Source organism: Pseudomonas pharyngis (assembly GCF_021602345.1).
Taxonomy (GTDB): domain Bacteria; phylum Pseudomonadota; class Gammaproteobacteria; order Pseudomonadales; family Pseudomonadaceae; genus Aquipseudomonas; species Aquipseudomonas pharyngis.
The window spans coordinates 18,247-44,347 of sequence record NZ_BQID01000001.1 but is presented as its reverse complement, the minus strand read 5'-3'; the positions used below and the strand labels follow the sequence as shown (position 1 = coordinate 44,347).

Sequence of the window (26,101 nt, the reverse complement as noted above, 5' to 3'; positions counted from 1 at the left end):
GCCGCAAGTGCAGGCATATGCCCTGGCATCAGGCTCATGCGCTTTTTGCTTGCAGCTCGAAGCTTGTAGCTTGCAGCTGCTTTACTGCGATTTCCGGACCCGCAGATACCACTCGGAGAGCAGTCGTACCTGTTTGTCGGTGTAGCCGCGTTCGACCATTCGTGTAACGAAGTCGTTATGTTTCTGTTGATCCTCTTTGCTGGCCTTGGCATTGAAGCTGATGACTGGCAGCAGGTCCTCGGTGTTCGAGAACATTTTCTTCTCGATGACCACCCGCAGTTTTTCGTAGCTGAGCCAGGTCGGGTTCTTGCCGTTGTTGTTGGCCCTGGCGCGCAACACGAAGTTGACGATCTCGTTGCGGAAATCCTTCGGATTGCTGATGCCGGCCGGTTTTTCGATCTTTTCCAGCTCCTCGTTGAGGGCGACGCGGTTGAGGATCTCGCCGGTTTCCGGATCGCGGTATTCCTGATCCTGAATCCAGAAGTCCGCATACAGCACGTAGCGGTCGAAGATGTTCTGGCCGTACTCGCTGTAAGACTCGAGGTAGGCGGTCTGGATCTCCTTGCCGATGAATTCGATATAACGCGGTGCCAGGTACTCTTTCAGGTAGCGCAGATAGCGTTCGCGGGTTTCTGCCTGGAACTGTTCCTGTTCGATCTGCTGCTCCAGCACATAGAGCAGGTGCACCGGGTTGGCGGCGATTTCGTGCGGGTCGAAGTTGAAGACCTTGGACAGGATCTTGAACGCGAACCGGGTCGACAGACCGTTCATGCCTTCGTCGACGCCCGCTGCATCGCGGTACTCCTGGATCGACTTGGCCTTCGGATCGGTGTCCTTGAGGTTTTCGCCGTCATACACGCGCATCTTGGAGTAGATGTTGGAGTTTTCCGGCTCTTTCAGGCGTGACAGCACGGTGAACTGCGCCAGCATCTTCAGGGTGTCCGGCGCGCAATGGGCCTTGGACAGGGAGCTGTTGAACAGCAGCTTGTCGTAGATCTTCACTTCGTCGCTGACCCGCAGGCAGTACGGCACCTTGACGATGTAGATCCGGTCGATGAAGGCTTCGTTGTTCTTGTTGTTGCGGAAGGTGTGCCACTCCGACTCGTTGGAGTGGGCCAGCAGGATCCCGGTGAACGGAATTGCGCCCAGGCCTTCGGTACTGTTGTAGTTGCCTTCCTGGGTGGCGGTCAGCAACGGGTGCAGCACCTTGATCGGTGCCTTGAACATCTCGACGAATTCCATCAGGCCCTGGTTGGCCCGGCACAGCGCACCTGAGTAGCTGTAGGCGTCGGCGTCGTTCTGCGGAAACTCTTCGAGTTTGCGGATATCGACCTTGCCCACCAGTGCGGAGATGTCCTGGTTGTTTTCGTCACCCGGTTCGGTCTTGGCCACGGCGATCTGGTTGAGGATCGACGGGTACAACTTGACCACGCGGAACTGGCTGATGTCGCCGCCGAATTCGGCCAGGCGCTTGGTGGCCCATGGCGACATGATGGTGTTCAGGTAGCGCCGTGGAATGCCGAAGTCTTCCTCGAGGATCGCGCCATCTTCGGTGGCGTTGAACAGGCCCAGAGGCGATTCGAATACCGGCGAGCCCTTGATGGCATAGAAGGGCACTTTTTCCATCAGTTGTTTCAGCTTCTCGGCCAGGGACGATTTACCACCGCCGACGGGGCCGAGCAGGTAAAGGATCTGTTTCTTCTCTTCCAGACCCTGGGCCGCATGCCGGAAATACGACACGATCTGGTCGATGCATTCTTCCATCCCGTGGAAGTCTTCAAAGGCCGGATAGCGGCGGATCACCTTGTTGGAAAAGATTCGTGACAGCCTCGAGTTGGTCGAGGTGTCGAGCAGTTCCGGTTCGCCGATGGCCATTAACAGACGCTCGGCGGCGGAAACGTAGGCACTGCGATCCTTTTTGCACAGTTCCAGGTACTCCTGCAGGGAGAATTCTTCCTGGCGTGTGGACTCGAAGCGTTGTTGGAAGTGGCTAAAGATACTCATGACGTCACCTCGCTCGATACGTGGAGCCGACGCCGGATCACTCAGTCGATACTGGCAAGCAGCCGCTGTGGCAGCTGATTGTTTACCCCCCAGAACACTTTCGCGGTCGACAACCTTGAAAGTCACTCCCGATGACCCGTGCGCCGGTGTACCGGCTCTCCCCTGTTTTGGATGGCCTGGGCTTAAGGATAGTTGGGAATTCGGGAGGTAAAGGCGAGATACGTAATTAGTTGTGGCAAGACCGTTCGTCTGCCGGCGCAGGCCCACGGGAGCCGGGGCCTGCGCGTTACAAAAAAATTATTCGGAGGTGCCTTGCGCGGTTTCCGAAGGAAAAGTCGTACGCCACAGTTCGAAGCCGCCGTCCATGCTGTAGACGTCGGAGAAGCCCTGGCTCACGAGGTACGCCGCAGCGCCCTGGCTCGAGTTGCCGTGGTAGCAGACCACGACGGTGGGGGCATCGAGGTCGGCGCCCTGGATGAAAGCATGGAGGGAATGATTATCCAGATGCTTCGAGCCGCTGATGTGCAGGGCGGCGAAGGTCGCCGGGTCGCGAACGTCGACCACGACTGCACCTTGCTCGCGCAGGGCCTGGGCCTGCTCCGGGGGAATACGTTTGAATTCGCTCATGGCGGGTTCCTGTTGCTCGGCTGATAGCGCAGTCTAACGCGGGACGCTGACTGGCGAAGTTTCGGGGATAAGTGGTGCGACGGTTGGGGCAATGCCTCCATGCTCATCGCATTTGCATGACAGGCGTTCGCCGCTGTCGACGTTCATCAGGGTCAGACTGCCGCCCCAGACACAACCGGTGTCCAGTGCGCAGATGCCTGGCTCATGGACATTGCCTTCCAGCGCCGCCCAGTGACCGAAGATGATCCGCAGACCTTTGGTCTTGCGCTCCTTGTGCTGGAACCAGGGCTTATACCCCGGTGGCGCGGTGTCGAGGCCTTCCTTGCTCTTGAGGTCAAGCTTGCCTTCGGCGGTGCAGAAGCGCATGCGCGTGAAATAGTTGGTGATGACTCGCAGGCGGGTGACGCCTTTGAGATCGTTGTCCCACTTCGCCGGTTCGTTGCCATACATGCCGTCGAGGTAGGCGGGAAACAGATTGTCGTCGCGCAGGGCGGTTTCGACTTCGGCGGCGCACTTCAGAGCGCGCCGCAGCGACCATTGCGGCGGGATGCCGGCGTGGGCCATGGCGACATCACGCACTTCGTCGTAGTGCATCAGCTTTTGCTGACGCAACCACTCCATCAGCACCGGGCCGTCGGGGGCTTCGATAATCTCGCGCAGGGTGTCGGACTTTTTCAGGCGCTCGATCTTTTTAGCGGCCGCCAGCAGGTGCAGGTCGTGATTGCCCAGCACGCAAACCAGCGATTCACGCATGCCATATAGAAAACGCAGGGTTTCCAGCGATTGCGGGCCACGGTTGACCAGGTCGCCGACCAGCCACAGCCGATCGATCGCCGGATCGAACGCAACCTGCTTGAGCAGGCATTTCAGCGGTTCGAGGCAGCCTTGCAGGTCCCCCACGGCATACGTCGCCATCAGTGCAGGGCTCCGGGGACGGCGAGGCGGAAGGGCTTGATGATTGCGTCGAAATGTTTGCCGTCGCTGGCAACCATTTCGTAAGTGCCTTGCATGGTGCCGACCTTGGTAGTCATGACCGTGCCGCTGCTGTAGGTGTGGCTTTTGCCTGAGTCGATCAGTGGTTGCTGGCCGACGACACCGGCGCCGCGGACTTCTTCGACATGGCCGTCGCCGTCAGTGATCACCCAGTGACGCGACATCAGGCGTGCGGGCTGCTCGCCATTATTCTGTACGGTGATGGTGTAGGCGAAGGCGAAGCGGTCGTGCTCGGGTTGCGATTGGTCTGCCAGATAGTGGGTAACGACGCTGACATCGACCTGATAACGAGGATCGGACATGCAAAAGGGCCTTAAACGAAGCGGAACGCGAGGCGTAGCTGATGGGGAATCAGTCTAGGCAAGTATCGGGCAGTAAACCAGAGTGGCGTCCTGCCCGATAGCGTTCATCGGCTGTCAGTCGGCGGCGGGGGGTGCCGGGACCTGTACCGCGAGCTGGTCGGCCAGACGTACGAATGCCGCCAGATCCAGTTGCTCGGGACGCAAACTGCCATCAACGCCGGCGGCTTCGATTTCAGCGTTGCTGAGCAGTTGTTTGAGGGTGTTGCGCAGGGTTTTGCGGCGCTGGTTGAAAGCTTCGCGAACCACGCGTTCGAGCAGGCGATGGTCCTTGGCCGGGTGTGGCAGAACCGCGTGTGGCACCAGGCGAACGATGGCCGAGTCGACTTTCGGTGGCGGGTTGAATGCGCCCGGCCCCACGTTGAACAGATGTTCTACGCGGCAATGGTACTGAACCATGATCGACAACCGACCCCAGTCACCACCACCCGGACCTGCGGCCAGACGCTCGACCACTTCTTTCTGCAGCATGAAGTGCATGTCGCGAATGATGCCGGCGTTGTTCAGCAGGTGGAAAATCAGCGGCGTGGAGATGTTGTACGGCAGGTTGCCGACCACGCGCAGGCTGTTCGGCGCAGCGTTCAGGCTGTTGAAGTCGAACTTCAGCGCATCGCCCTGATGCAGGTTGAAGTTGCTCTTGCCGGCGAACTGCTGGTTGAGGATCGGGATCAGGTCCTTGTCCAGCTCCACCACGTCCAGCTGTGCGCCGGAGTTGAGGATGCCGGCGGTCAATGCGCCCTGGCCCGGCCCGATCTCCAGCATGCGGTCGCCGGCCTTGGCACTGATGGAGCGCAGGATGCGGTCGATGACGCCGGCATCGTGCAGGAAGTTCTGGCCAAAGCGTTTGCGCGCCTTGTGTTGGTATTGCTCGGTCATAAACGGGTCTCGGCCATCTGGTAGGCGGTTTCCAGGGCGACTTGCAGGCTGCCGGTGTCGATCCTGCCGCTGCCGGCCAGATCCAGGGCGGTGCCGTGGTCGACCGATGTGCGGATGATCGGCAGGCCCAGGGTCACGTTGACCGCAGCGCCGAAGCCTTTGTATTTCAGCACGGGCAGGCCCTGGTCGTGGTACATCGCCAGCACCGCGTCGCAGTGCTCCAGATATTTGGGGGTAAACAGAGTGTCGGCAGGCAGCGGGCCACGAAGGTCCATGCCCTCGCCGCGCAGGCGCTCCAATGTGGGTTCGATGATGTCGATTTCTTCATGGCCCAGGTGTCCGCCTTCACCGGCGTGCGGATTGAGCCCGCAGACCAGGATGCGCGGTTGGGCGATGCCGAATTTTTGTTGCAGGTCGGCGTGCAGAGTCCGCGTGACCCGTTCCAGCCGCTCCGGTGTGATCGCATCGGCGATGTCGCGCAAGGGCAGGTGAGTGGTGACCAGCGCCACGCGCAAACCGCGGGTGGCGAGCATCATTACCACTTGGGCGGTGTGGGTCAGGTCGGCGAGAAATTCGGTGTGACCGGAAAACGCGATGCCCGATTCGTTGATCACGCCCTTGTGAACCGGGGCGGTGATCATCCCGGCGAAGTCGCCGCTCATGCAGCCATTGCCGGCGCGGGTCAGGGTTTCGAGGACGAATGCGGCGTTGGCCTTGTCCAGTTGCCCGGCGACCACCGGGGCGCTGAGCGGGGTGTCCCAGACATACAGGTTGTTGGCCGGCGCCGGAACGTCCGGCCAATTGCCCGGTGCGACTTCCAGCAGACTGACGGCCAGCCCCAGCTGCGCGGCCCGCTCTTGGAGCAGGTCGCGGCTGGTGATGGCAATCAGGGGGTGTGGCTGGGCTTGCGAGGCGAGCAGCAGGCACAGGTCGGGACCGATGCCGGCCGGTTCGCCGGGTGTCAGCGCGAAACGCTTGGGTTTCACTGCGCTGCCTGGTCTGCACCAGGGAGTTTGATCTCTACGTACGCTTCGTCACGGATCTGACGCAGCCAGGTTTGCAGCTCTTCGTCGTATTTACGGTTACGCAGTACGGTCATTGCTTGCTGCTCACGGGCCTGTTCGGTGCTGTCGGTGGCGCGACGGCCAAGGACTTCCAGAACGTGCCAGCCGTACTGGGTCTGGAACGGCTTGGACAGCTGACCCTGCGGGGACTTGGCCATCACGGCGCGGAATTCCGGTACCAGTGCGTTCGGGTCGATCCAGTTCAGGTCGCCGCCGTTGAGGGCAGAACCCGGGTCTTCCGAATACTTCTTGGCCAGTTCGGCGAAATCTTCACCGGCTTCGATGCGGTTGTAGAGCGACTGAGCCAGTTCCTTGGTCTTGGCTTCGTCGCGAACCGGACTCGGCTTGACCAGGATGTGGCGCACATGCACTTCGTCGCGCATCTGGCTCTCGCCACCACGCTTTTCCAGCAGCTTCAGAATGATGAAACCACCTGGAGTGCGTGCCGGTTGAGTGATGTCACCCGGTGTCATGCTGCTAAGTTCACGGTCGAACGGTGGTGGCAGTTGAGCGGCTTTACGCCAGCCCATATCGCCGCCTTCCAGGGCGTTGTCACTGGCGGAGTTGGCCACGGCCATCTGGCCGAAGTCGGCACCTTGCTTGAGCTGCTGGTAAACGTCCATTGCCTTGCGAGCAGCACTCTGAATCGCTTCGGAATTGGCGCTTTCCGGGGTCGGAATCAGGATGTTGGCCAGATGCAGCTCTTCGGACAGTTGCATCTTGCCCAGATCGGAGGCGAGGAAGTTCTTCACTTCCTGTTCCGAGACCTGAATGCGTTCGGCCACACGACGCTGGCGTACACGGCTGATGATCATTTCACGACGGATCTGCTCGCGAGCGTCCTCATAGGACAGGCCATCGCGGGACAGGGCGATACGGAACTGCTCCGGGGTCATGTTGTTGCGCTGGGCAATGGTGCCGACCGCCTGGTTCAGCTCTTCATCGGTGATGCGGATACCGGAACGTTCGCCGATCTGCAATTGCAGGTTTTCGACGATCAGGCGCTCGAGCACCTGTTGATCCAGTACGCCCGGAGGCGGCAAACCGCCGCCGCGCTTGGCGATGGTTTGCTGAACTTCGTGGACGCGTTGATCCAGCTGGCTCTGCATGACCACGTCGTTGTCGACGATGGCCACCACTTTATCGATGGACTGCACCGCGGCGTTGGCCGCGGTACCCAGGAACAGCGCGCCCAGCATCAGCGGGCGCAGACAATCAGAAAGCTTGGTCTTCACGTTGACGATAACCTTGGATGCCTTTGTCGAGGAAGCTCTCTACCTTGGCGCCGGTGAGGCCGCCGAGTCCCTTCAGAACAATTTGGAGGAAGACGCCGTGGTCGCCTTTTTCGTTTTGCGGAGCTTCCTGACTGAATTCGTCGTAGGAAACCCAGTAACGGTTGATCAGGCGCAGTTTCCAGCAGCAGTTGTCGTACTCGAAACCACCGAAGGCTTCCAGTGTACGGTTGCGGTTGTAGTCGTACTGCCAGCGGCTGATCGCGCTCCACTGTGGAACGATCGGCCAGATGACCGAGAAGTCATGCTGCTGGATCTTGTAGTAGTCCTTCACGTAGCCAGGCTGGCCCGGGGTGCCGTAGTCTCCACCACCCACCGACCATTTACCGGTGTTCTGGTCGTAACGGACCTGGTCGTTGCGATAGCGATAGCCGACGTTGACCACCTTGTTCGGGTTATCTTCCGGCTGGTAGTGGAACATGGCGCTACCGGAACGCGGGCTGCGGCTGTCCGGATCCCAGTTGTAGTCGGCCGTGGTGCGCCAGTCGCGGTTCCAGCGGTATTCGTATTCCAGTGCGTAAGGCGAAACATCGGACTTGGCATCATCCCGATCGTTGAACGCAATACCCGGGAGCTGAACCTTGCGGTCCTTGAAGTACAGAGCCTGGCCAACGCTGATGCGTTGACGCTCGAATCCGTCGTCTTCGATCCAGCGATTGGTCACGCCCAGCGACAGTTTGTTCTCGTCGCCGACACGGTCGGAGCCGGAGAAGCGGTTGTCGCGGAACAGCGATGCATAGTTGAAGGTGTATTCGCTGGTGTCGAAGACTGGAATGTCCGACTGGTCTTTCTCGGGGACATAGAGATAAAAAAGGCGCGGTTCCAGTGTCTGACGGTAGTTCTTGCCGAACCATTGAGTATTGCGGTCGAAGTACAGGCCGCTGTCGATACTGGCGATCGGCACACCACGGTTTTGGCTGCTGCTGAATTTTTCGCCGGCCAGCAGGGTGTTTTTGCCTTGCTGATCCAGATCAAGCTGGTACTGGGTGTATTGGTACTTGAGCGACGGCTTCAAGAACCCGTAAGTCCAGTTCATAGGCAGGCTGACACCTGGCTTCAGGTTCAGGCGGTCACCGTTGGCACGGGCCAGTCCGGCCACGTTGCTATCCAGACGTGGCGAGACAGTGCCGTCTTCGTTTACAAAGTCGCCGTTTTTCAGGTCGCGATCAAACCGCACGATCTCGGTTTCGTAATCGAATTTCAGACCTTCCGGGTGATACGGCAGCTGGCCATTGAAGGTGATCTGCGGCAGACGGTCATACGGTGTGATGTTCGATACGGTTGCCAGTTGGTACGCCTGGGCGTTCAAGCGGGCGGTGTAGCTATCGCCACGATAAGTGACCGAGCCCTGCTGGTTCACGTAGTCGGCACTTTTCACGCCGATCTGGTCGGTCTGCAGATCCTGGAAGTAATAAGGATCGCTGATCTTGGTGTAGTCCACCTGGGTGAACACACGGGAGTCGAGACCACCCTTGTGTTGCCAGTTGTACATGTAGCGGGTTTTTTCGTAGTCGGTCTGGCCCTTGCGCTCGTCGTCCTCGTCGTTGAGGTACGCCGCACCGAACTGGCCTTCGCTCGACTTGGTCAGGTAACGGAACTCGCCTTCCACCAGCATGCCACGCTTGCTCATGTAGCGCGGATACAACGTGGCATCGTAGTTCGGTGCCAGGTTGAAGTAGTACGGGGTGACCAGCATGAAGCCGGTATCGCTGCCGGAACCGATGGTCGGCGGCAGGAAGCCCGACTGACGACGATCGTCGATCGGGAAGTAGATGTACGGCGTGTACAGGACCGGAATGTCCTTGACCCGCAGCGTCACGTTGGTCGCGGTACCGAAGCCGGTGGCAGGGTTCAGGGTGATGTTGTTGCCCTTGAGCTGCCAGGCGTTGCTGTTCGGTTCGCACGTGGTGTACGTGCCGTCCTTCAGACGGATGATCGCGTTTTCGGCACGCTTGGCGTACAGCGCGTTACCGCGAATGCGCGACTTGTGCATCACGTATTCGGCGTTGTCGACCTTGGCTTCACCGGTGTCGAGCTGCACGTCGGCGTGGTCGCCGACGATCAGCGCGCCGTTGTCGCGAATGCGCACGTTGCCCGCCAGTTCGCCACGGCTTTCGGCCTGATACAGGTTGGCCTCGTCGGCTTCGACCTGCATGCTTCCCTGACGCATGACCACGTCACCGGCCAGACTCGCGACTTGCGAATCCTGCTGATAACGCGATGCCTTGGCGCCGATGAAGGTCGGGGCGTCACTTTTATTCGTCTTGTCATTCATGCCAGGACGAATCGGTTCGATATAGGAACCAGAGCAGTAAGGACCGGTCTCGGCCAGTTGGGCGGCGGTGAGCTTCTCGCGCGGAACCCAGTCGAGGTGACTGTAGTCTTCGCTACGGGATTTCAGGCCGCGGCCCTTGGACTCGGTAACCAGTACCGGCTTGGGCCCGGACTCCGCAGTGGAGCCGCTCTGGGCCGGGGCTTCGCCAGCGGCGCTGACGGCACTGCCGTCATGCACGGGACGCGGCGGCAAGGCAGCGGCCGGCGTCTTCGGCGAGCAGGCCCAGCCACCCGTTGCCGAGACGGCGCAGTCATACTGCTCGGCGGCAACAACGAATGAACTGGCCAGAGGTTGCATAGCCAGCAGACTGCCGGTTACCAACAACGGAAATTTTTTACGAAACGCGGGGGATTTCAATGCCATCTTATTAGTCCGGGCTTCCTGCGTGCCATCTGCCCGCGGTGTGGGCCGCACGCCTCTCGATGGTCTGAAAAAGATGCTGGATAATAAAGCATGACCCGCTTGACGGCTAGCGCCGTCGGAGACCCTTGCAATGCCTGATCAAGATGTACGCTTGCAACACCTGAAAGTTTGGCTCGATGAACAGTTGGCAACCCTTTTTGCAGATCAGGGCTGGGGAGCCGTACCCCCGGCCACGTTGACCGCGGCCAGCAGCGACGCGAGTTTCCGCCGGTATTTCCGTTGGGAAGGCGCGGGTCGCAGCTTCGTCGTGATGGATGCGCCGCCGCCCCAGGAAAACTGCAAACCGTTCGTGGATATCGCCTTTTTGCTGGCGAAATCCGGTATCAACGTGCCGAAAATTTATGCCGAAGACCTCGAACGTGGCTTTCTTTTGCTCAATGACCTGGGCAACCAGACCTATCTGGACGTGATCGACAGCGAAAATGCCGACGCGTTATTCAGTGATGCCCTGCAAGCGCTGCTGGCTTTTCAGCAGTTGCCGATGGTGGCACCGCTGCCGAGCTATGACGTCGCGTTGTTGCGCCGCGAGCTGGAACTGTTTCCCGAGTGGTACGTGAAACGCGAGTTGGGCGTCGAGTTCGATGCCACCCAACAGCAGCAGTGGCAAAAGGTCAGCGAGCTGCTGATCGACAGCGCCCTGGCCCAGCCGAAAGTGCTGGTGCACCGCGACTACATGCCGCGCAACCTGATGCTCAGCGAGCCGAATCCCGGCGTGCTGGATTTCCAGGACGCGGTGTATGGCCCGGTGACCTACGACGTGACCTGCCTGTTCAAGGACGCCTTCCTCAGCTGGCCAGAAGAGCGTGTGCGCGGCTGGCTGGAAAGCTACTGGCAGCAGGCGTCAGCACTGAACATCCCGGTGCAGCCGGACTTCGAAGAGTTTCTGCGCGCCAGCGATCTGATGGGCGTGCAGCGTCATCTGAAAGTCATCGGCATCTTCGCCCGTATCTGCCATCGCGACGGCAAGCCGCGTTACCTCGGTGATGTGCCGCGTTTCTTCTCTTATATAGAAGCGGTCGTCGCCCGCCGTCCCGAGCTGGCGGATCTGCAGGCACTGCTCGCCAGCCTGCGTGGTGGAGTGACGGCATGAAGGCAATGATTCTGGCGGCCGGCAAAGGCGAGCGCATGCGCCCGCTGACCCTGACCACCCCCAAACCGCTGGTGCGAGCCGATGGGGTGCCGCTGATTGAATATCACCTGCGTGCCCTGGCCGCAGCCGGTTTCAATGAGATCGTGATCAACCATGCCTGGCTCGGCCAGCAGATCGAAGATCATCTGGGCGATGGTTCGCAGTTCGGCGTGTCGATCCAGTACTCGCCGGAGGGCGAGCCACTGGAAACCGGCGGCGGCATTCTCCGCGCCTTGCCGCTGTTGGGCGACGACGCGTTTCTGGTGGTCAACGGTGACATCTGGACGGATTACGACTTCAGCGTGCTGCATCAGCCGATCACCGGGCTGGCGCATCTGGTGCTGGCGGACAACCCGGCCCATCATCCGTCAGGCGACTTCACCCTGACCGACGGCCAGGTGCGTGATGGCCAGGCCGACGCGGCGACCCTGACCTACAGCGGCATCGCCGTGCTGCACCCGCAGTTGTTCGATGGCTGCAGCAACGGTGCCTTCAAACTGGCGCCGCTGCTGCGTAAAGCCATGGCGGAGGGGCAGGTGACCGGCGAGCGACTGAAAGGTCACTGGGTCGATGTCGGTACCCACGAGCGTCTGGCCGAAGCCGAAGCCTTGATAGAAGCGAGTCGCTGATATGTTGTGGCCAGGGACTCTGATTGGAGCCGGAGCGGGTTTTGCTATCGCCAGCATTCCGGGGGCCATGCTTGGGGCTTTGTTGGGGCAGGCGCTGGATCGGCGCCTGCATTTGCAGAGCTGGGGGCATTTGCGGGAAAAACTCGGCGGTCGGCCGATGCTGCGCAACGACGAACTGTTATTCGTGTTGCTCGGGCGTCTGGCCAAGAGCGACGGGCGGGTCACGGACGGTCACATCCAGCAGGCGCGGCATGAGATGCGCGCGCTGGAAATGAGCGAGCCGGCGCAGCGCCGGGCGATTGCCGCGTTCAATCGGGGCAAGTCCGGCAACGACAATCTGCGCGGTTATCTGCGTCGATTGAGCACTCAACCTCACGCGGCTGAAGGTGTATTGCGCGCCTGCTGGCGAATGGTCTTCGCCGATGGTCGGGCCGGCGTCAGCGAGCGGGAATTGCTGGCGCAGTGGGGCAAGTGGCTGGGCTGGACGACCCAGCAGATCCAGGCGCTGGCGGCGGACTACGAGCCACACAAGCGTCCGATCGTCAGCGCGGCGGTGAGCTATCAGGAAGCGATGCGCCTGCTCGGCGTCTCAGCCACCAGCGAACCGGCACAGATCAAACGCGCCTATCGGCGTCTGCTCAGCCGGCATCACCCGGACAAGGTGGCCGGGACGGGGGCCACGCCGGCGCAGGTGCGCGAGGCCACCGAGAGGACCCGCGAATTGCACAATGCCTACACGTTGATTCGCGAACGGCGGGACTTTCGCTAGGCATAAAAAAATCGCAGCGTTGGGCTGCGATTTTTTTTCTGCGCTTTGTCAGTCCGGGCTCTGCGGATTCAACCAGCCACGCACCCGGCGGAACAACTGCTCCTGCTCGGCCTTGTTGTCCGGCAAAGCCTTGAGTGCAACCTGACTGAACGCGGAGGTCTTCAGTCGCTTGCTCGCCTGCATGCGCTCCAGTGCCGCGTTGCGGTCCAGCGCCTTGTCCATGTAGAAAATGTCCGCGGTCGGCAGCTTCAGGGTCGGCGTCAGTTCCACCAGTTGCGGTTGGGCCTTGGCAGGGGTCTGCGCGGCTACCAGGACCAGCTTCTCGACCTGCGAGTTTTGTCGCTCGCTCATGTAGCGCGCCGCCCAGTAAGCACCGGTGCCATGACCAAGTACGACAATGCTGCGCGCGCTCTGTTGTTCGGCGTAGGCCAGCGCGGCGTCGATGCGGGCGAAAATTCGCTCGGCGTCGGCCTTGGACTGTTCCTCGGTGGATTCGGCAACGACCTTGTCGGCCACATCGGCTTCGCCGCCGGCGGCTTGTTCGATCGGCTCGGCGGTGGTCGAATCCTTGCTGCCCGGGTCGGCGGTTTTCGCTGCGGCGGGTGCTTCGACCACGCGCGGCGCGATGGCATCGCTTTGCAGATCGGGCAGGGTGATACTCAGGCTGCTCCACTCGACGTCCGGCAACTTGCGGCGCAACGGGCCGATCGCCTGGGGCCAGTCAGCGGTTTCTCCGGCACCGGGAATGAGGATCACCGCGCCTTTGGGTTCGGCGGTGTTGGCCGGTTTCCACAGGGCAAGGAAGGTGTCGCTGCCCGCTTGCAGTTGCTGTTGTTCCTGGGCTGGAACCTTGCGTTCGAGTGCCGCGGCTTCTTCCTGACTACGCTCAAGCAGTGGCTGGCGTTCGACCGGTTTTTCTTCGGCGGCTTTTTCTGCGGCGGGGGCGGGCGCCGGATCCGCGGCTTCGACGGAAAACGCACAAGGCAGGATCAGCGACAGGCACAATGCTGGCATTGCCAGGCGATAGACAGGGGGCATCGGTTATTCCAGGCCAGAAGTTATCCCGGCAGCCTAATGGGTTGGTCAGAATTTGTCAGTGTATGAGACTTCAATGATGCGTTTTTGCTGCCTGTGGGTTATCGGCTGTCTGGCGTTTCCCTTGATGGGCTGGGCGGCGCCTGCGCCACCGAGCCACCTCGCGCGGTTGTCGGCCAGCGAACAACAGTGGCTCGCACAGCACAATGAATTGCGCGTGGGCCTGGTGCTGCAGGCGCCGTACGCGCAATACGACCGGCGGTTGCAGCGGCTGTCGGGGGCCAACGTCGAAGTGATGAAAGCCTTGGCCCGTGCGCTGAATGTCGAGCTGAGCTGGCGCAACTTTCAGGATCTGGCACAACTCGAGGCCGCTGCCCGGGACGGCGAAATCGACATCGCCCCAGGCCTGACCCAGACTCCGGGCGGGCTGCGTCTGTGGCAGTTTTCCGATCCGTACATGCGCGTGCCGCAACTGGTGGTCAGCGACCAGAAAAGCAGCGCGACCGTGGAGCTGGAAAAACTCGACAGCCAGACCCGCGTCGCCGTGCGCATGCCCGGCGTCACCGCCGATTATCTGCGCGGCAACTATCCGCACCTGAATCTGCAAGGCGTACCGATGGAGCGTCAGGCGCTGCAACTGTTGCTGAGTCAGCAGGCGTCCTACGCGGTGGTCGATGAGGCGCAGCTCGGGCGGCTGTCGGCGGAATCGGAGTTTGCCGGGCTGGTGGTGGTCGGTGACATCGGTCTGCCGCAACTGCTGCGCATCGGCACCCGTCGCGACTGGCCGGAACTGGCCGGGATCGTCGAGAGTGCCTTGCGCGCAATCCCGGCCAAGGATCTGGAGCGCCTGCATGCCCAATGGCTGCAACCCAAGTACCCACGGCTATCCGAGTCGCCGGGCTTTTGGCAGAACCTGAGCCTGTTGTTCGCGGTGTTGCTGCTCAGTTGCGTAGCCATCGTCTTCTGGCAGCGCCGCCAGCAGCGCAGTCTTGAACAGCGCCTGCTCGACGCGCGTGAAGACATCGCCCTGCGCGCCGCCAGCGAAGAGGCCTTGCGCCTGACCCAGTTTTCCATCGATCAGAGCACCGTCGGCATTCTCTGGGTCAATTGGGACAGCCATGTGCGCTACGCCAATCGCGCGGCAGAAAACATGCTTGGTTATCCACAGGGCGCGATCATCGACCGGCCGTTGATCGACTTTGAGCCGGGGCTGCACATGGATCGCTGGCTCAACCTGTGGAAACGCGCCCGAGCCAGCGAAGAAGGGCCACTTAGTTTTGAAGCCAACTGTGTGCGGGCCGATGGCAGTGTGCTGCCGGCGGACGTGTCGCTGAGCTTCCTGCGTTTTCGCGATGGCGAGTATCTGGTGGTCTATCTCACCGATGTCACCGAGCGTCGTCGTGCCCTGGCTGCGTTGCAAGAAAGTGAGGCGCGGTTGCAAGGCATCGCGGCCAATGTGCCGGGGCTGGTGTTCCGTCTCGAGCGTGCACCGGTAACCGGGCAGATCGACTTTGCCTACATCAGCGAGGGCAGCGAAAGTCTGGTCGGCTACGCGCCGGCCGCCATCGCCCATCGCGACATGGGCCTGCGCAGCCTGGTGCATCCGGATGATCGGGCCGGCTATCACCAGACCCAGGATCAAGCGCTGGACACCGACAGCGACTGGTCGTGGCAGGGCCGGATTCTCACGCGCCAGGGCGAGCAGCGCTGGGCTGAGATCAAGGCCATCACCCGTCAGCTGGAGGGCGGTGCCTATGTTTGGGACGGCATTGTCTGGGACATTACCGAAAGCAAACGCATCGAACTGGAGCTGGCGGCCTCCCGCGAACAACTGCGCGAACTGTCGGCGCACCTGGAAAGCGTGCGGGAAGAGGAAAAGGCGCGCATCGCCCGCGAGGTTCACGATGAACTGGGGCAGATGCTGACGGTGCTGAAACTGGAGACGTCGATGTGCGAACTGGCCTACGCGCAACTTGATCCGGGTCTGAACGAGCGCTTGAACAGCATGAAGCGCCTGATTGCCCAGTTGTTCCAGCTGGTTCGGGATGTGGCGACGGCGCTGCGCCCGCCGATTCTCGATGCCGGGATCGCCTCGGCCATCGAGTGGCAGGCGCGGCGGTTCGAGGCGCGCACGCAGATTCCGTGTCTGGTGCAGGTGCCGGACAACCTTGCGCCCCTCAGCGACGCCAAGGCCATCGGCCTGTTCCGTATTCTTCAGGAGGCGTTGACCAACGTCATGCGCCATGCTCAGGCGCATACTGTGGAACTGACGCTGACGCAGGAAGGCAACGAATTGTGTCTGACGGTCAGCGATGATGGCGTAGGATTCGTCGCCGCTGCCGGCAGGCCGACGTCCTTTGGGCTGGTGGGCATGCGCGAGCGGGTGTTGATCATGGGCGGGCGGTTGGTGCTTGAAAGTGAACCGGGGGATGGCACTCGTCTGGTGGTGTGGGTGCCGGTGGATGAGGTCTGATGATTTTGCGGTGTCTGGACTGACGCCTTCGCGGGCAAGCCCGCTCCCACAGGGATTTGTGTTTGCCTGAATCTGGAGAAGAAAAGTGATCCGTGTACTGGTAGCCGAAGACCACACCATCGTTCGCGAAGGCATCAAGCAATTGATCGGCCTGGCTAAGGATCTGCAAGTAGTGGGGGAGGCGAGCAACGGCGAGCAATTGCTGGAAGCCCTGCGCAATGTGCCCTGCGAAGTGGTGTTGCTGGACATCTCGATGCCCGGCGTCAACGGGCTCGAAGCGATTCCACGAATCCGCGCGCTGAACCATCCGCCGGCGATTCTGGTGCTGTCGATGCACGACGAAGCACAGATGGCCGCTCGGGCGCTGAAGGTCGGCGCCGCCGGTTATGCCACCAAGGACAGCGATCCGGCGCTGCTGCTGACGGCCATTCGCAAGGTCGCGGCGGGCGGGCGTTACATCGATCCGGAGCTGGCCGACCGCATGGTCTTCGAAGTCGGCCTGACCGATGCGCGACCACTGCACTCGTTGCTGTCGGAGCGCGAATTCTCGGTGTTCGAACGCCTGGCGCAAGGCGCTAACGTCAACGACATCGCCCAGCAACTGGCCCTGAGCAGCAAGACCATCAGCACCCACAAGGCGCGGCTGATGCAGAAACTCAACATCACTTCGCTCGCCGAGCTGGTGAAGTACGCGATGGAACACAAGCTGCTCTGAGCGGCATATCCAATAGCGACAGGCACTTTTGCCGGTTCTGACGGCTTGAGCCCCGACCCATGCGGCGGGTTTGCCAAAACGCGCCATCCTTGTAGGGCAATCCCTACCCCCGGCCTTCCATCCGGCTGAGGCGATTCTCTCCTGCGCCCCGATTTGCGTGACTGCAAGCAGCCACTAGGCTTAATCCCACAGCAGTCATCAATAACAAAGGTGTGGGTATGAGCCAGGTCGAATCAAACGCAGGGGCCAGCGATGTGCTGGTCAGCTTTCGTGGAGTGCAGAAGAGCTACGACGGCGAGAACCTGATCGTCAAAGACCTCAACCTGGACATTCGCAAGGGCGAATTCCTCACCTTGCTCGGGCCGTCCGGCTCGGGCAAGACCACCAGCCTGATGATGCTCGCCGGTTTCGAAACGCCGACCGCCGGTGAAATCCTCCTCGCCGGGCGGGCGATCAACAACGTGCCGCCGCACAAACGCGACATCGGCATGGTGTTCCAGAACTACGCGCTGTTCCCGCACATGACCGTCGCTGAAAACCTGGCGTTTCCGCTGACCGTGCGTGGCCTGAACAAAAGCGACGTCAGCGACAAGGTCAAGAAAGTCCTGAGCATGGTCCAGCTTGATGCGTTCGCATCGCGTTATCCGGCGCAATTGTCCGGCGGTCAGCAACAACGTGTGGCTTTGGCCCGCGCGCTGGTGTTCGAGCCGCAACTGGTGTTGATGGACGAACCCCTCGGCGCCCTCGACAAGCAACTGCGTGAACACATGCAGATGGAAATCAAACACCTGCACCAGCGTCTCGGCGTGACTGTGGTCTACGTGACCCACGACCAGGGCGAAGCCCTGACCATGTCCGACCGCGTGGCCGTGTTCCACCAGGGCGAGATCCAGCAGATCGCCCCGCCGCGCACCCTCTACGAAGAACCGAAAAACACCTTCGTCGCCAACTTCATCGGCGAGAACAACCGCCTCAACGGTCGCCTGCTCAGCCAGAACGGCGAGCGCTGCGTGGTCGAGCTGGGGCGCGGGGAAAAGGTCGAGGCGCTGGCGGTCAACATCGGCCGGACCGGCGAACCGGTCACCCTGTCGATCCGCCCCGAGCGCGTCAGCCTCAACGGTTCGAGCGACCAATGCGTCAACCGCTTCTCCGGGCGGGTGGCCGAATTCATCTATCTGGGCGACCACGTCCGGGTGCGCCTGGAAGTCTGCGGCAAGACCGACTTCTTCGTGAAACAACCGATTGCCGAGCTCGATCCAGCGCTCGCGGTCGGCGACGTGGTTCCGCTTGGCTGGCAGGTCGAGCACGTTCGCGCGCTCGATCCACTTCTAGAGGCGCACTGAAACGCCCCGCAATACCAACACCAACCCTGCACGTGGAGAGAACAATAAATGTTGAGATCCCTGAAGTTCACAGCCCTGACCCTGGGCCTGATGGGTGCGGCAAGCGCAATGGCCGCTGGGCCGGATCTGACCGTGGTGTCGTTTGGCGGGGCGAACAAGGCGGCGCAAGTCAAAGCCTTCTACGCACCGTGGGAAGCGGCGGGCAACGGCAAGATCGTCGCTGGTGAGTACAACGGTGAGATGGCCAAGGTCAAAGCCATGGTCGACACCAAGAGCGTGTCCTGGGATCTGGTCGAGGTTGAATCGCCGGAACTGTCCCGTGGCTGCGACGAAGACATGTTCGAGCAACTCGATCCTGCGCTGTTCGGCAGGTCCGAAGACTACGTCAAAGGCGCGATCCAGCCGTGTGGCGTGGGTTTCTTCGTGTGGTCGACCGTGCTGGCCTACAACGCCGACAAGCTGAAAACCGCACCGACCAGCTGGGCGGATTTCTGGGACACGAAAAAATTCCCGGGCAAGCGCGGCCTGCGCAAAGGCGCCAAGTACACCCTCGAATTCGCACTGATGGCCGACGGCGTTGCGCCGAAAGACGTGTACAAGGAACTGGCCAGCAAGGGCGGTCAGGATCGCGCATTCAAGAAACTGGATGAGCTGAAACCGAACATCCAGTGGTGGGAAGCCGGCGCCCAGCCGCCGCAATACCTCGCTTCCGGTGACGTGGTCATGAGCTCGGCCTACAACGGTCGTATCGCTGCGGTGCAGAAAGAATCCAATCTGAAAGTGGTGTGGAACGGCGGTATCTACGACTTCGATGCGTGGGCCATCCCGAAAGGTCTGGACGCCAAGCGTGCCGAAGCGGCGAAGAAATTCATCGCGTTTTCGGTGCAGCCGCAACAGCAGAAGACCTACTCGGAAAACATCGCCTACGGCCCGGCCAACTCTCAGGCAGTGCCATTGCTGGACAAGGCAATCCTGAAAGACATGCCGACCACCCCGGAAAACATCGCCAACCAGGTGCAGATCGACGTCAGCTTCTGGGCTGACAACGGCGAGCAACTGGAGCAGCGCTTCAATTCCTGGGCTGCGAAGTAACCAGAGGGCTTGCCCTCCTGTGGGAGCGGGCTTGCTCGCGAAAGCGTCAGCACATTCACCTTGATGTCGACTGACACGCCGCCTTCGCGAGCAAGCCCGCTCCCACATTAAAAGTTCGAGGTGGCTTGCCGCCTCTGTAACGATCAAAGATTTGCGGAGTACGTCATGGCCATCGCCGTTCCCCTGAACGAGGGCAACAGCCCCACCTTGAAGCAGCGGCTCAAGCACGCCGAGCGGGTCAACCGCTGGAAGGCCCAGGCGCTGATCGCGCCGCTGGTGCTGTTTCTGTTGCTGGTGTTCCTGGTGCCGATCGTGGCGCTGCTCTATAAAAGTGTCGGCAACCCGGAAGTGGTTGGCGGCATGCCGCGCACCGTAACCGCGATTGCTGCGTGGGACGGCCGAGGCCTGCCCGCCGAACCGGTCTATAAAGCTGCCAGCGAAGACCTCGCCGAAGCGCGCAAAAACCAGACCCTGGGCGATCTGTCCAAGCGCCTGAACATGGAGTTGGCCGGCTATCGCAGCCTGCTGACCAAAACCGCCCGCTCGCTGCCCTTCGCCAGCGAACCGGCCTCTTATAAAGAAGCACTGGAAGGCCTCGACGAGCGTTGGGGCGATCCGGCCTACTGGCAAGCGGTGAAGCGTAACACCAGCAGCATCACCCCGTTCTATCTGCTGGCGGCGGTGGATCATCGCATCGACGACCTCGGCGAAATTGCTCCGGCGACCCCGGATCAGGCGATCTACCTCGACATCTTCGCCCGGACTTTCTGGATGGGCCTGATCATCACCGTGATCTGCCTGGTGCTCGCTTATCCGCTGGCGTACCTGCTGGCCAACCTGCCGTCGCGTCAAAGCAACCTGCTGATGATTCTGGTGTTGCTGCCGTTCTGGACCTCGATCCTGGTGCGAGTCGCCGCGTGGATCGTGTTGCTGCAATCCGGCGGATTGATCAACAGCGCGCTGATGGCGATGGGGATCATCGATAAACCGCTGGAGCTGGTGTTTAACCGCACCGGGGTTTACATCTCGATGGTGCACATCCTGCTGCCGTTCATGATCCTGCCGATCTACAGCGTGATGAAAGGCATCTCGCCGACTTACATGCGTGCCGCGATTTCCCTCGGCTGCCATCCGTTCGCCAGTTTCTGGCGGGTGTACTTCCCGCAGACTTACGCAGGTGTCGGCGCCGGTTGCCTGTTGGTGTTCATCCTCGCCATCGGCTACTACATCACCCCGGCGCTGCTGGGCAGCCCGAACGATCAGATGGTCAGCTACTTCGTCGCGTTCTACACCAACACCAGCATCAACTGGGGCATGGCCACCGCACTCGGCGGGCTGTTGCTGCTGGCGACCGTGGTGCTTTATCTGATCTACAGCTGGCTGGTAGGCGCCAGTCGCCTGCGCCTGAGCTAAGGGGAATTTGAAATGCTGAGTCCTTATATGTCGCCCGTCGAGCGGGTGTGGTTCTACAGCTTGCGGATCCTCTGCGGCTTGATCCTGTTGTTCCTGATCCTGCCGGTGCTGGTGATCGTGCCACTGTCGTTCAACTCGGGCAGTTTCCTGGTGTATCCGCTGCAAGGCTTTTCGCTGCACTGGTATCAGGACTTCTTCGCTTCGGCGGAATGGATGCGCTCGCTGAAGAACAGCATCATCGTCGCCCCGGCCGCGACCGTGCTGGCGATGGTGTTCGGCACGTTGGCGGCCATCGGCCTGACCCGTGGCGACTTTCCCGGCAAGCCGCTGGTGATGGCGCTGGTGATTTCGCCGATGGTGGTGCCGGTGGTGATCATCGGTGTGGCCAGTTACCTGTTCTTCGCGCCGCTGGGCCTGGGCAACAGTTTCTTCTCGCTGATTGTGGTGCACGCGGTGCTCGGTGTGCCGTTCGTGATCATCACGGTGTCGGCGACGCTGCAGGGTTTCAACCATAACCTGGTGCGGGCGGCGGCCAGTCTTGGTGCTTCGCCATTGACCACGTTCCGCCGGGTGACTTTGCCGCTGATTGCGCCGGGGGTAATTTCCGGGGCGCTGTTTGCTTTTGCGACCTCGTTCGATGAGGTGGTGGTGACGCTGTTTCTCGCAGGTCCCGAGCAGGCGACGCTGCCACGGCAGATGTTCAGCGGGATTCGCGAGAACCTGAGCCCGACGATTGCGGCGGCTGCGACGTTGTTGATTGCCTTCTCGGTGATTCTGTTGCTGACGCTGGAATGGTTGCGTGGGCGGAGTGAAAAACTGCGTACTGCTCAGGTTTAGTGTTCGGCTTGAGATCGTTACCCCCTCACCCCAACCCTCTCCCCCAAGGGGGCGAGGGGAAAGGGAGCAGATATTCGTGCAGTTCAGAATCTGTGTTCGACTTGAGGAAGGGAGCTGATCTACACGCTTTTCAAAACCTGAGTTCGACTCGGTAATTCAGGTCGGTGTATAGCGAAAACTCACCACGGTCAGTCCCCTCTCCCTACGGGCGGTCCGACGTTTCGGGAGGGTTAGGGTGAGGGCGCTCTTGATCTTGCCTCCGTCATTCACACCCTGAATACCAGACAACCCGAATTCCCCAGCTACGCTTGTGCTCAGCTCCCACATCTATAAGAGGCTGCGCACGATGAGTCTTTCCTCGTTCAAGATTGCTCACAAACTGATCACCGGCGCCGGGGCCATCGAGCAACTGGCGGCCGAGCTAACGCGGCTGGATATAGACAACCCGCTGATCGTCACCGATGCCGCGCTGGTCAAGTCCGGGACTGTAGAGCTGGCGCTGGCGCAGATCGGCCAGCGTGAATATGAAATCTTCGACCGCGTGTTGCCCGATCCGGAAATCGCCATCGTCGAGGATTGCATGCGTGTCTACCGAGAGGGCGGGCATGACGGTCTGATTGGCCTCGGTGGCGGCAGTGCCATCGACATCGCCAAGAGCGTCGCGGCGTACGCCGGTTATCACGGCGCGCTGGAGGATCTGTTCGGCGTCGATCAGGTGCCGCGCAAAGGCCCGCCGCTGATCGCCATCCCGACTACGGCCGGCACCGGTTCTGAAGTGACCAACGTCGCCATCCTTTCGGACAAGGTCGCCCAACTGAAGAAAGGCATCGTCAGCGACTACCTGTTGCCGGATGTGGCGCTGGTCAGCCCGCAGATGACCCTGACCTGCCCGCGCAGCGTGACGGCCGCCAGCGGTGTCGATGCGCTGGTGCATGCCATCGAATCCTACTTGTCACTGAATGCCTCGCCGATCACCGATTCACTGGCCATCGGCGCGATCAAGTTGATCGCCCGGTCCTTGCCCAAGGCCTACGCCAATCCCTCCAACCTGCAAGCCCGAGAGGACATGGCCACCGCCAGCCTGATGGCCGGCATGGCGTTCGGCAATGCCGGGGTCGGCGCGGTGCATGCACTGGCGTATCCGCTGGGCGGGCGTTTCAACATTGCCCACGGCGTCAGCAATGCGTTGCTGCTGCCGTATGTCATGACCTGGAACAAGATGGCCTGCGTCGAGCGGATGCAGGATATCGCCGAAGCCATGGGGGTGAAGACCGCTCATCTGAGTCTCAACGAGGCCGCCGACAGTGCGGTCGCGGCGATGACCGAACTGTGCGCGGCGGTAGAAATCCCGCTGGGCTTGCGCAGTTTCGGCGTGCCCGAAGAAGCGATCCCGGCCATGGCCGTGGAGGCCGCGGGAATCGAGCGCCTGATGCGCAACAACCCGCGCAAGCTCAGTGCTGCCGACATCGAGAAGATCTACCGGGCGGCGTACTGAGAAACTGCCGGTCATCGGTCATGGCACAACCCAATCATCGCGGTCACGGTGCGCGCGCGGAAACTTGAGGTATACAATGCGCGCCATCGTGATTTAGCTCAGAAAAGGTGCGTCATGCAGCCCTTCGTTATTGCTCCGTCGATTCTTTCCGCCGATTTCGCCCGCCTGGGCGAGGAAGTGGACAACGTTCTGGCCGCCGGTGCCGACTTCGTCCACTTCGATGTCATGGACAACCACTACGTACCGAACCTGACCATCGGCCCGATGGTCTGCGCCGCGCTGCGCAAGTACGGCGTGACCGCGCCGATCGACGCCCACCTGATGGTCAGCCCGGTGGATCGCATCGTCGGCGACTTCATCGAAGCCGGCGCCACCTACATCACCTTCCACCCGGAAGCCACGCTGCACGTCGATCGTTCGCTGCAACTGATCCGTGAAGGCGGCTGCAAATCCGGCCTGGTGTTCAACCCGGCGACCCCGCTGGACGTGCTCAAGTACGTGATCGACAAGGTCGACATGGTCTTGCTGATGAGCGTCAACCCGGGCTTCGGCGGGCAGAAATTCATCCCCGGCACCCTCGACAAGCTGCGCGAAGCGCGGGCGATCATCGATGCCTCGGGCCGTGACATCCGCCTGGAAATCGACGGCGGCGTCAACGTCAACAACATCCGCGAAATCGCTGCCGCTGGCGCCGACACCTTCGTGGCCGGCTCGGCGATCTTCAATGCGCCGAACTATCAGGAAGTCATCGACAAGATGCGTTCCGAATTGGCGCTGGCTCGCCCATGAGCGGTTTTGAGCAGCTGTTACCGGGGCAACTGCCGCGGTTGGTGATGTTCGATCTGGATGGCACGCTGATCGATTCGGTACCCGACCTGGCGGCGGCTGTGGATAACATGCTGCTCTCGCTCGGGCGCAAGCCTGCCGGTATCGAGTCGGTACGCGAGTGGGTCGGCAACGGTGCGCCGGTGCTGGTGCGCCGCGCATTGGCCGGCGGTATCGATCATTCCTCCGTGGATGACGTCGAAGCCGAGCATGCGCTGGAGGTTTTCATGGAGGCCTACGGCGCCAGCCATGAGCTGACCGTGGTCTATCCCGGCGTGCGCGACACCCTGAAATGGCTGCACAAGCAGGGCGTGGCCATGGCGCTGATCACCAACAAGCCGGAGCGCTTCGTTGCACCGCTGCTGGATCAGATGAAGATCGGCCGCTACTTCAAGTGGATCATCGGCGGCGATACCCTGCCGCAGAAGAAGCCTGACCCGGCGGCGCTGTTCTTCGTCATGAAGATGTCCGGCATTCCGGCCTCGCAATCGCTGTTCGTCGGCGATTCGCGCAGCGACGTGCTGGCGGCGAAAGCGGCGGGGGTCAAATGCGTTGGGCTCAGTTATGGCTACAACCATGGCCGGCCGATTGCCGAGGAATCCCCGGCGCTGGTGATCGACGATCTGCGCAAGCTAATTCCCGGTTGCCTGGATACGGCCGCTGAGATAACGTTGCCCGACGCTTCTCAATCCCCTTCTGGAAACGCCATCGTGGTGGTCACCCGCAAACTCTGGATGAAAGTCATCAAGGCCCTGGCCCGCTGGCGTTGGCGCGCCTGACTTGTTCCTGGCCGGCCTGCCGGCGCGTTTGCACACCTGACTGATTTGCCCCTCACACCACGAGGCACCCTATGATCCGCGAAGAATTCCTGCGTCTGGCCGCTGACGGCTACAACCGCATTCCGCTGGCCTGCGAAACCCTGGCCGACTTCGACACCCCGCTGTCGATCTACCTGAAACTGGCCGACCAGCCCAACTCCTACCTGCTCGAATCGGTGCAGGGCGGCGAGAAATGGGGCCGTTACTCGATCATCGGCCTGCCGTGCCGCACCGTGCTGCGGGTTCACGATCATCACGTGAGTATCACCGTCGATGGCGTCGAGACCGAAAGCCACGATGTCGAAGACCCGCTTGCCTTCGTCGAAACCTTCAAGGCCCGCTACAACGTGCCGACCATTGCCGGTCTGCCGCGCTTCAACGGCGGTCTGGTGGGTTACTTCGGTTACGACTGCGTGCGTTATGTAGAGAAGCGCCTCGGCAAATGCCCGAACCCGGATCCGCTGGGCGTGCCGGACATTCTGCTGATGGTCTCCGATGCGGTGGTGGTGTTCGACAACCTCGCCGGCAAGATGCACGCGATCGTGCTGGCCGACCCGGCGCAGGCCGATGCCTACGAGCAAGGCCAGGCGCAATTGCAGCAACTGCTGGAAAAACTGCGTCAGCCGATCACCCCGCGCCGTGGCCTGGATTTCAGCAAGCAGCAGGCGGCCGAGCCGGTGTTCCGCTCCAGTTTCACCCAGGACGACTACGAAAAAGCCGTCGACACCATCAAGGAATACATCCTCGCCGGTGACTGCATGCAGGTGGTGCCGTCCCAGCGCATGTCGATCGACTTCAAGGCAGCGCCGATCGATCTGTACCGCGCACTGCGTTGCTTCAACCCGACGCCGTACATGTACTTCTTCAACTTCGGCGATTTCCACGTCGTCGGCAGTTCGCCGGAAGTGCTGGTACGGGTCGAAGACAACCTGATCACTGTACGCCCGATTGCCGGCACCCGTCCTCGCGGCGCCACCGAAGAGGCGGACGTGGCGCTGGAAGAAGACCTGCTGTCCGACGACAAGGAAATCGCCGAGCACCTGATGCTGATCGACCTCGGTCGCAACGACACCGGGCGCGTATCGGAAATCGGCTCGGTGAAGCTCACCGAGAAGATGGTCATCGAGCGTTATTCCAACGTAATGCACATCGTGTCTAACGTCACCGGTCAGTTGAAGGCCGGGCTGACGGCGATGGACGCGCTGCGGGCGATCCTGCCGGCGGGCACCTTGTCCGGCGCGCCGAAGATCCGTGCGATGGAAATTATCGACGAGCTGGAGCCGGTCAAGCGTGGCGTGTATGGCGGCGCGGTCGGGTACTTCGCCTGGAACGGCAACATGGACACCGCGATTGCGATCCGTACCGCAGTGATCAAGAACGGCGAACTGCACGTGCAGGCCGGTGGCGGCATCGTCGCCGACTCGGTGCCGGCGCTGGAATGGGAAGAAACCATCAACAAGCGCCGGGCGATGTTCCGCGCTGTTGCACTGGCCGAGCAAACCCCGGACTGAGTGATTGCTGATTCAGCCAAAAAAAACGCGGCGCCTGTGAGGGC

22 protein-coding genes are annotated in these 26,101 nt (G+C 61.3%); 13 read left to right on the top strand and 9 right to left on the bottom strand.

Annotated elements, in window-relative coordinates; genetic code table 11:
* Window positions 1-81 precede the first annotated feature (81 nt).
* The 8 genes from L6D74_RS00205 to L6D74_RS00170 all read right to left on the bottom strand — a co-directional run bounded on the left by L6D74_RS00205 (window position 82) and on the right by L6D74_RS00170 (window position 9,913).
* Complete coding sequence (locus tag L6D74_RS00205) at window positions 82-2,004, bottom strand: PrkA family serine protein kinase (RefSeq protein ID WP_064599839.1); 1,923 nt, start codon at window positions 2,002-2,004, stop codon at window positions 82-84.
* 297 nt (window positions 2,005-2,301) lie between these two features.
* Entirely contained in the window at window positions 2,302-2,631 is a 330-nt protein-coding gene (gene glpE, locus L6D74_RS00200) for a thiosulfate sulfurtransferase GlpE (RefSeq protein ID WP_007959911.1), read from the bottom strand.
* A gap of 33 nt (window positions 2,632-2,664) precedes the next feature.
* Window positions 2,665-3,546: a symmetrical bis(5'-nucleosyl)-tetraphosphatase gene (locus L6D74_RS00195; RefSeq protein WP_064599837.1), complete on the bottom strand. Its 882-nt coding sequence runs from the start codon at window positions 3,544-3,546 to the stop codon at window positions 2,665-2,667.
* Window positions 3,546-3,926, bottom strand: coding sequence for a Co2+/Mg2+ efflux protein ApaG (apaG, locus tag L6D74_RS00190; RefSeq protein ID WP_039768081.1), 381 nt, complete (start codon window positions 3,924-3,926; stop codon window positions 3,546-3,548). Before apaG ends, L6D74_RS00195 begins: the two co-directional genes overlap by 1 nt.
* A 114-nt stretch (window positions 3,927-4,040) precedes the next feature.
* A complete protein-coding gene (rsmA, locus tag L6D74_RS00185) occupies window positions 4,041-4,859 on the bottom strand; it encodes a 16S rRNA (adenine(1518)-N(6)/adenine(1519)-N(6))-dimethyltransferase RsmA (RefSeq protein WP_236187432.1) in 819 nt (272 codons plus the stop codon).
* Window positions 4,856-5,845 (bottom strand): 4-hydroxythreonine-4-phosphate dehydrogenase PdxA, encoded by a 990-nt coding sequence (pdxA, locus tag L6D74_RS00180; protein ID WP_236187431.1) that lies wholly within the window; start codon window positions 5,843-5,845, stop codon window positions 4,856-4,858. Before pdxA ends, rsmA begins: the two co-directional genes overlap by 4 nt.
* Window positions 5,842-7,158 carry a peptidylprolyl isomerase SurA gene (gene surA, locus L6D74_RS00175; protein WP_143491785.1) on the bottom strand — a complete coding sequence of 439 codons (1,317 nt, stop codon included), beginning with the start codon at window positions 7,156-7,158 and terminating at the stop codon, window positions 5,842-5,844. The genes pdxA and surA overlap by 4 nt, the downstream gene beginning before the upstream one ends.
* On the bottom strand, window positions 7,139-9,913 hold the full coding sequence (locus L6D74_RS00170; RefSeq protein WP_236187430.1) for an LPS-assembly protein LptD: 2,775 nt from the start codon (window positions 9,911-9,913) through the stop codon (window positions 7,139-7,141). The genes surA and L6D74_RS00170 overlap by 20 nt, the downstream gene beginning before the upstream one ends.
* Window positions 9,914-10,043: 130 nt before the next feature.
* Here L6D74_RS00170 and L6D74_RS00165 point away from each other — a divergent pair, with 130 nt between their 5' ends.
* Genes L6D74_RS00165 through L6D74_RS00155 form a run of 3 tightly spaced genes read left to right on the top strand, consistent with a single transcriptional unit; the run spans window position 10,044 to window position 12,500 of the window.
* Window positions 10,044-11,063 (top strand): aminoglycoside phosphotransferase family protein, encoded by a 1,020-nt coding sequence (locus tag L6D74_RS00165; RefSeq protein ID WP_064599829.1) that lies wholly within the window; start codon window positions 10,044-10,046, stop codon window positions 11,061-11,063.
* Window positions 11,060-11,731 (top strand): N-acetylmuramate alpha-1-phosphate uridylyltransferase MurU, encoded by a 672-nt coding sequence (gene murU / locus L6D74_RS00160; protein WP_236187429.1) that lies wholly within the window; start codon window positions 11,060-11,062, stop codon window positions 11,729-11,731. The genes L6D74_RS00165 and murU overlap by 4 nt, the downstream gene beginning before the upstream one ends.
* Window position 11,732: 1 nt before the next feature.
* Entirely contained in the window at window positions 11,733-12,500 is a 768-nt protein-coding gene (locus L6D74_RS00155; protein WP_064599825.1) for a TerB family tellurite resistance protein, read from the top strand.
* 48 nt (window positions 12,501-12,548) lie between these two features.
* On the opposite strand, the gene L6D74_RS00150 is transcribed toward L6D74_RS00155, so the two are convergent.
* Window positions 12,549-13,538, bottom strand: a complete 990-nt coding sequence (locus tag L6D74_RS00150) for an alpha/beta hydrolase family protein (protein ID WP_064599824.1) — start codon at window positions 13,536-13,538, stop codon at window positions 12,549-12,551.
* A 73-nt stretch (window positions 13,539-13,611) separates the two neighbouring features.
* Here L6D74_RS00150 and L6D74_RS00145 point away from each other — a divergent pair, with 73 nt between their 5' ends.
* The 10 genes from L6D74_RS00145 to trpE all read left to right on the top strand — a co-directional run bounded on the left by L6D74_RS00145 (window position 13,612) and on the right by trpE (window position 26,057).
* Entirely contained in the window at window positions 13,612-16,008 is a 2,397-nt protein-coding gene (locus L6D74_RS00145) for a PAS domain-containing sensor histidine kinase (protein WP_236187428.1), read from the top strand.
* An 85-nt stretch (window positions 16,009-16,093) separates the two neighbouring features.
* A complete protein-coding gene (locus tag L6D74_RS00140) occupies window positions 16,094-16,723 on the top strand; it encodes a response regulator (protein WP_085612925.1) in 630 nt (209 codons plus the stop codon).
* A gap of 218 nt (window positions 16,724-16,941) precedes the next feature.
* Window positions 16,942-18,066: an ABC transporter ATP-binding protein gene (locus L6D74_RS00135; protein WP_221616026.1), complete on the top strand. Its 1,125-nt coding sequence runs from the start codon at window positions 16,942-16,944 to the stop codon at window positions 18,064-18,066.
* A gap of 48 nt (window positions 18,067-18,114) precedes the next feature.
* Window positions 18,115-19,158, top strand: a complete 1,044-nt coding sequence (locus L6D74_RS00130) for an ABC transporter substrate-binding protein (protein ID WP_236187427.1) — start codon at window positions 18,115-18,117, stop codon at window positions 19,156-19,158.
* Between the two features lie 165 nt (window positions 19,159-19,323).
* Complete coding sequence (locus L6D74_RS00125; protein WP_007959935.1) at window positions 19,324-20,571, top strand: ABC transporter permease; 1,248 nt, start codon at window positions 19,324-19,326, stop codon at window positions 20,569-20,571.
* Between the two features lie 12 nt (window positions 20,572-20,583).
* Complete coding sequence (locus tag L6D74_RS00120) at window positions 20,584-21,408, top strand: ABC transporter permease (protein WP_011336198.1); 825 nt, start codon at window positions 20,584-20,586, stop codon at window positions 21,406-21,408.
* 346 nt (window positions 21,409-21,754) lie between these two features.
* A complete protein-coding gene (locus tag L6D74_RS00115; RefSeq protein WP_085646877.1) occupies window positions 21,755-22,903 on the top strand; it encodes an iron-containing alcohol dehydrogenase in 1,149 nt (382 codons plus the stop codon).
* A gap of 114 nt (window positions 22,904-23,017) precedes the next feature.
* The gene (gene rpe / locus L6D74_RS00110; protein ID WP_007918813.1) at window positions 23,018-23,692 is read left to right on the top strand and encodes a ribulose-phosphate 3-epimerase; all 675 of its coding nucleotides are present in this window, start codon (window positions 23,018-23,020) and stop codon (window positions 23,690-23,692) included.
* Window positions 23,689-24,507 carry a phosphoglycolate phosphatase gene (locus L6D74_RS00105; RefSeq protein WP_236187426.1) on the top strand — a complete coding sequence of 273 codons (819 nt, stop codon included), beginning with the start codon at window positions 23,689-23,691 and terminating at the stop codon, window positions 24,505-24,507. Before rpe ends, L6D74_RS00105 begins: the two co-directional genes overlap by 4 nt.
* A gap of 71 nt (window positions 24,508-24,578) precedes the next feature.
* Window positions 24,579-26,057 (top strand): anthranilate synthase component I, encoded by a 1,479-nt coding sequence (gene trpE, locus L6D74_RS00100; RefSeq protein ID WP_007956307.1) that lies wholly within the window; start codon window positions 24,579-24,581, stop codon window positions 26,055-26,057.
* Window positions 26,058-26,101 lie beyond the last annotated feature (44 nt).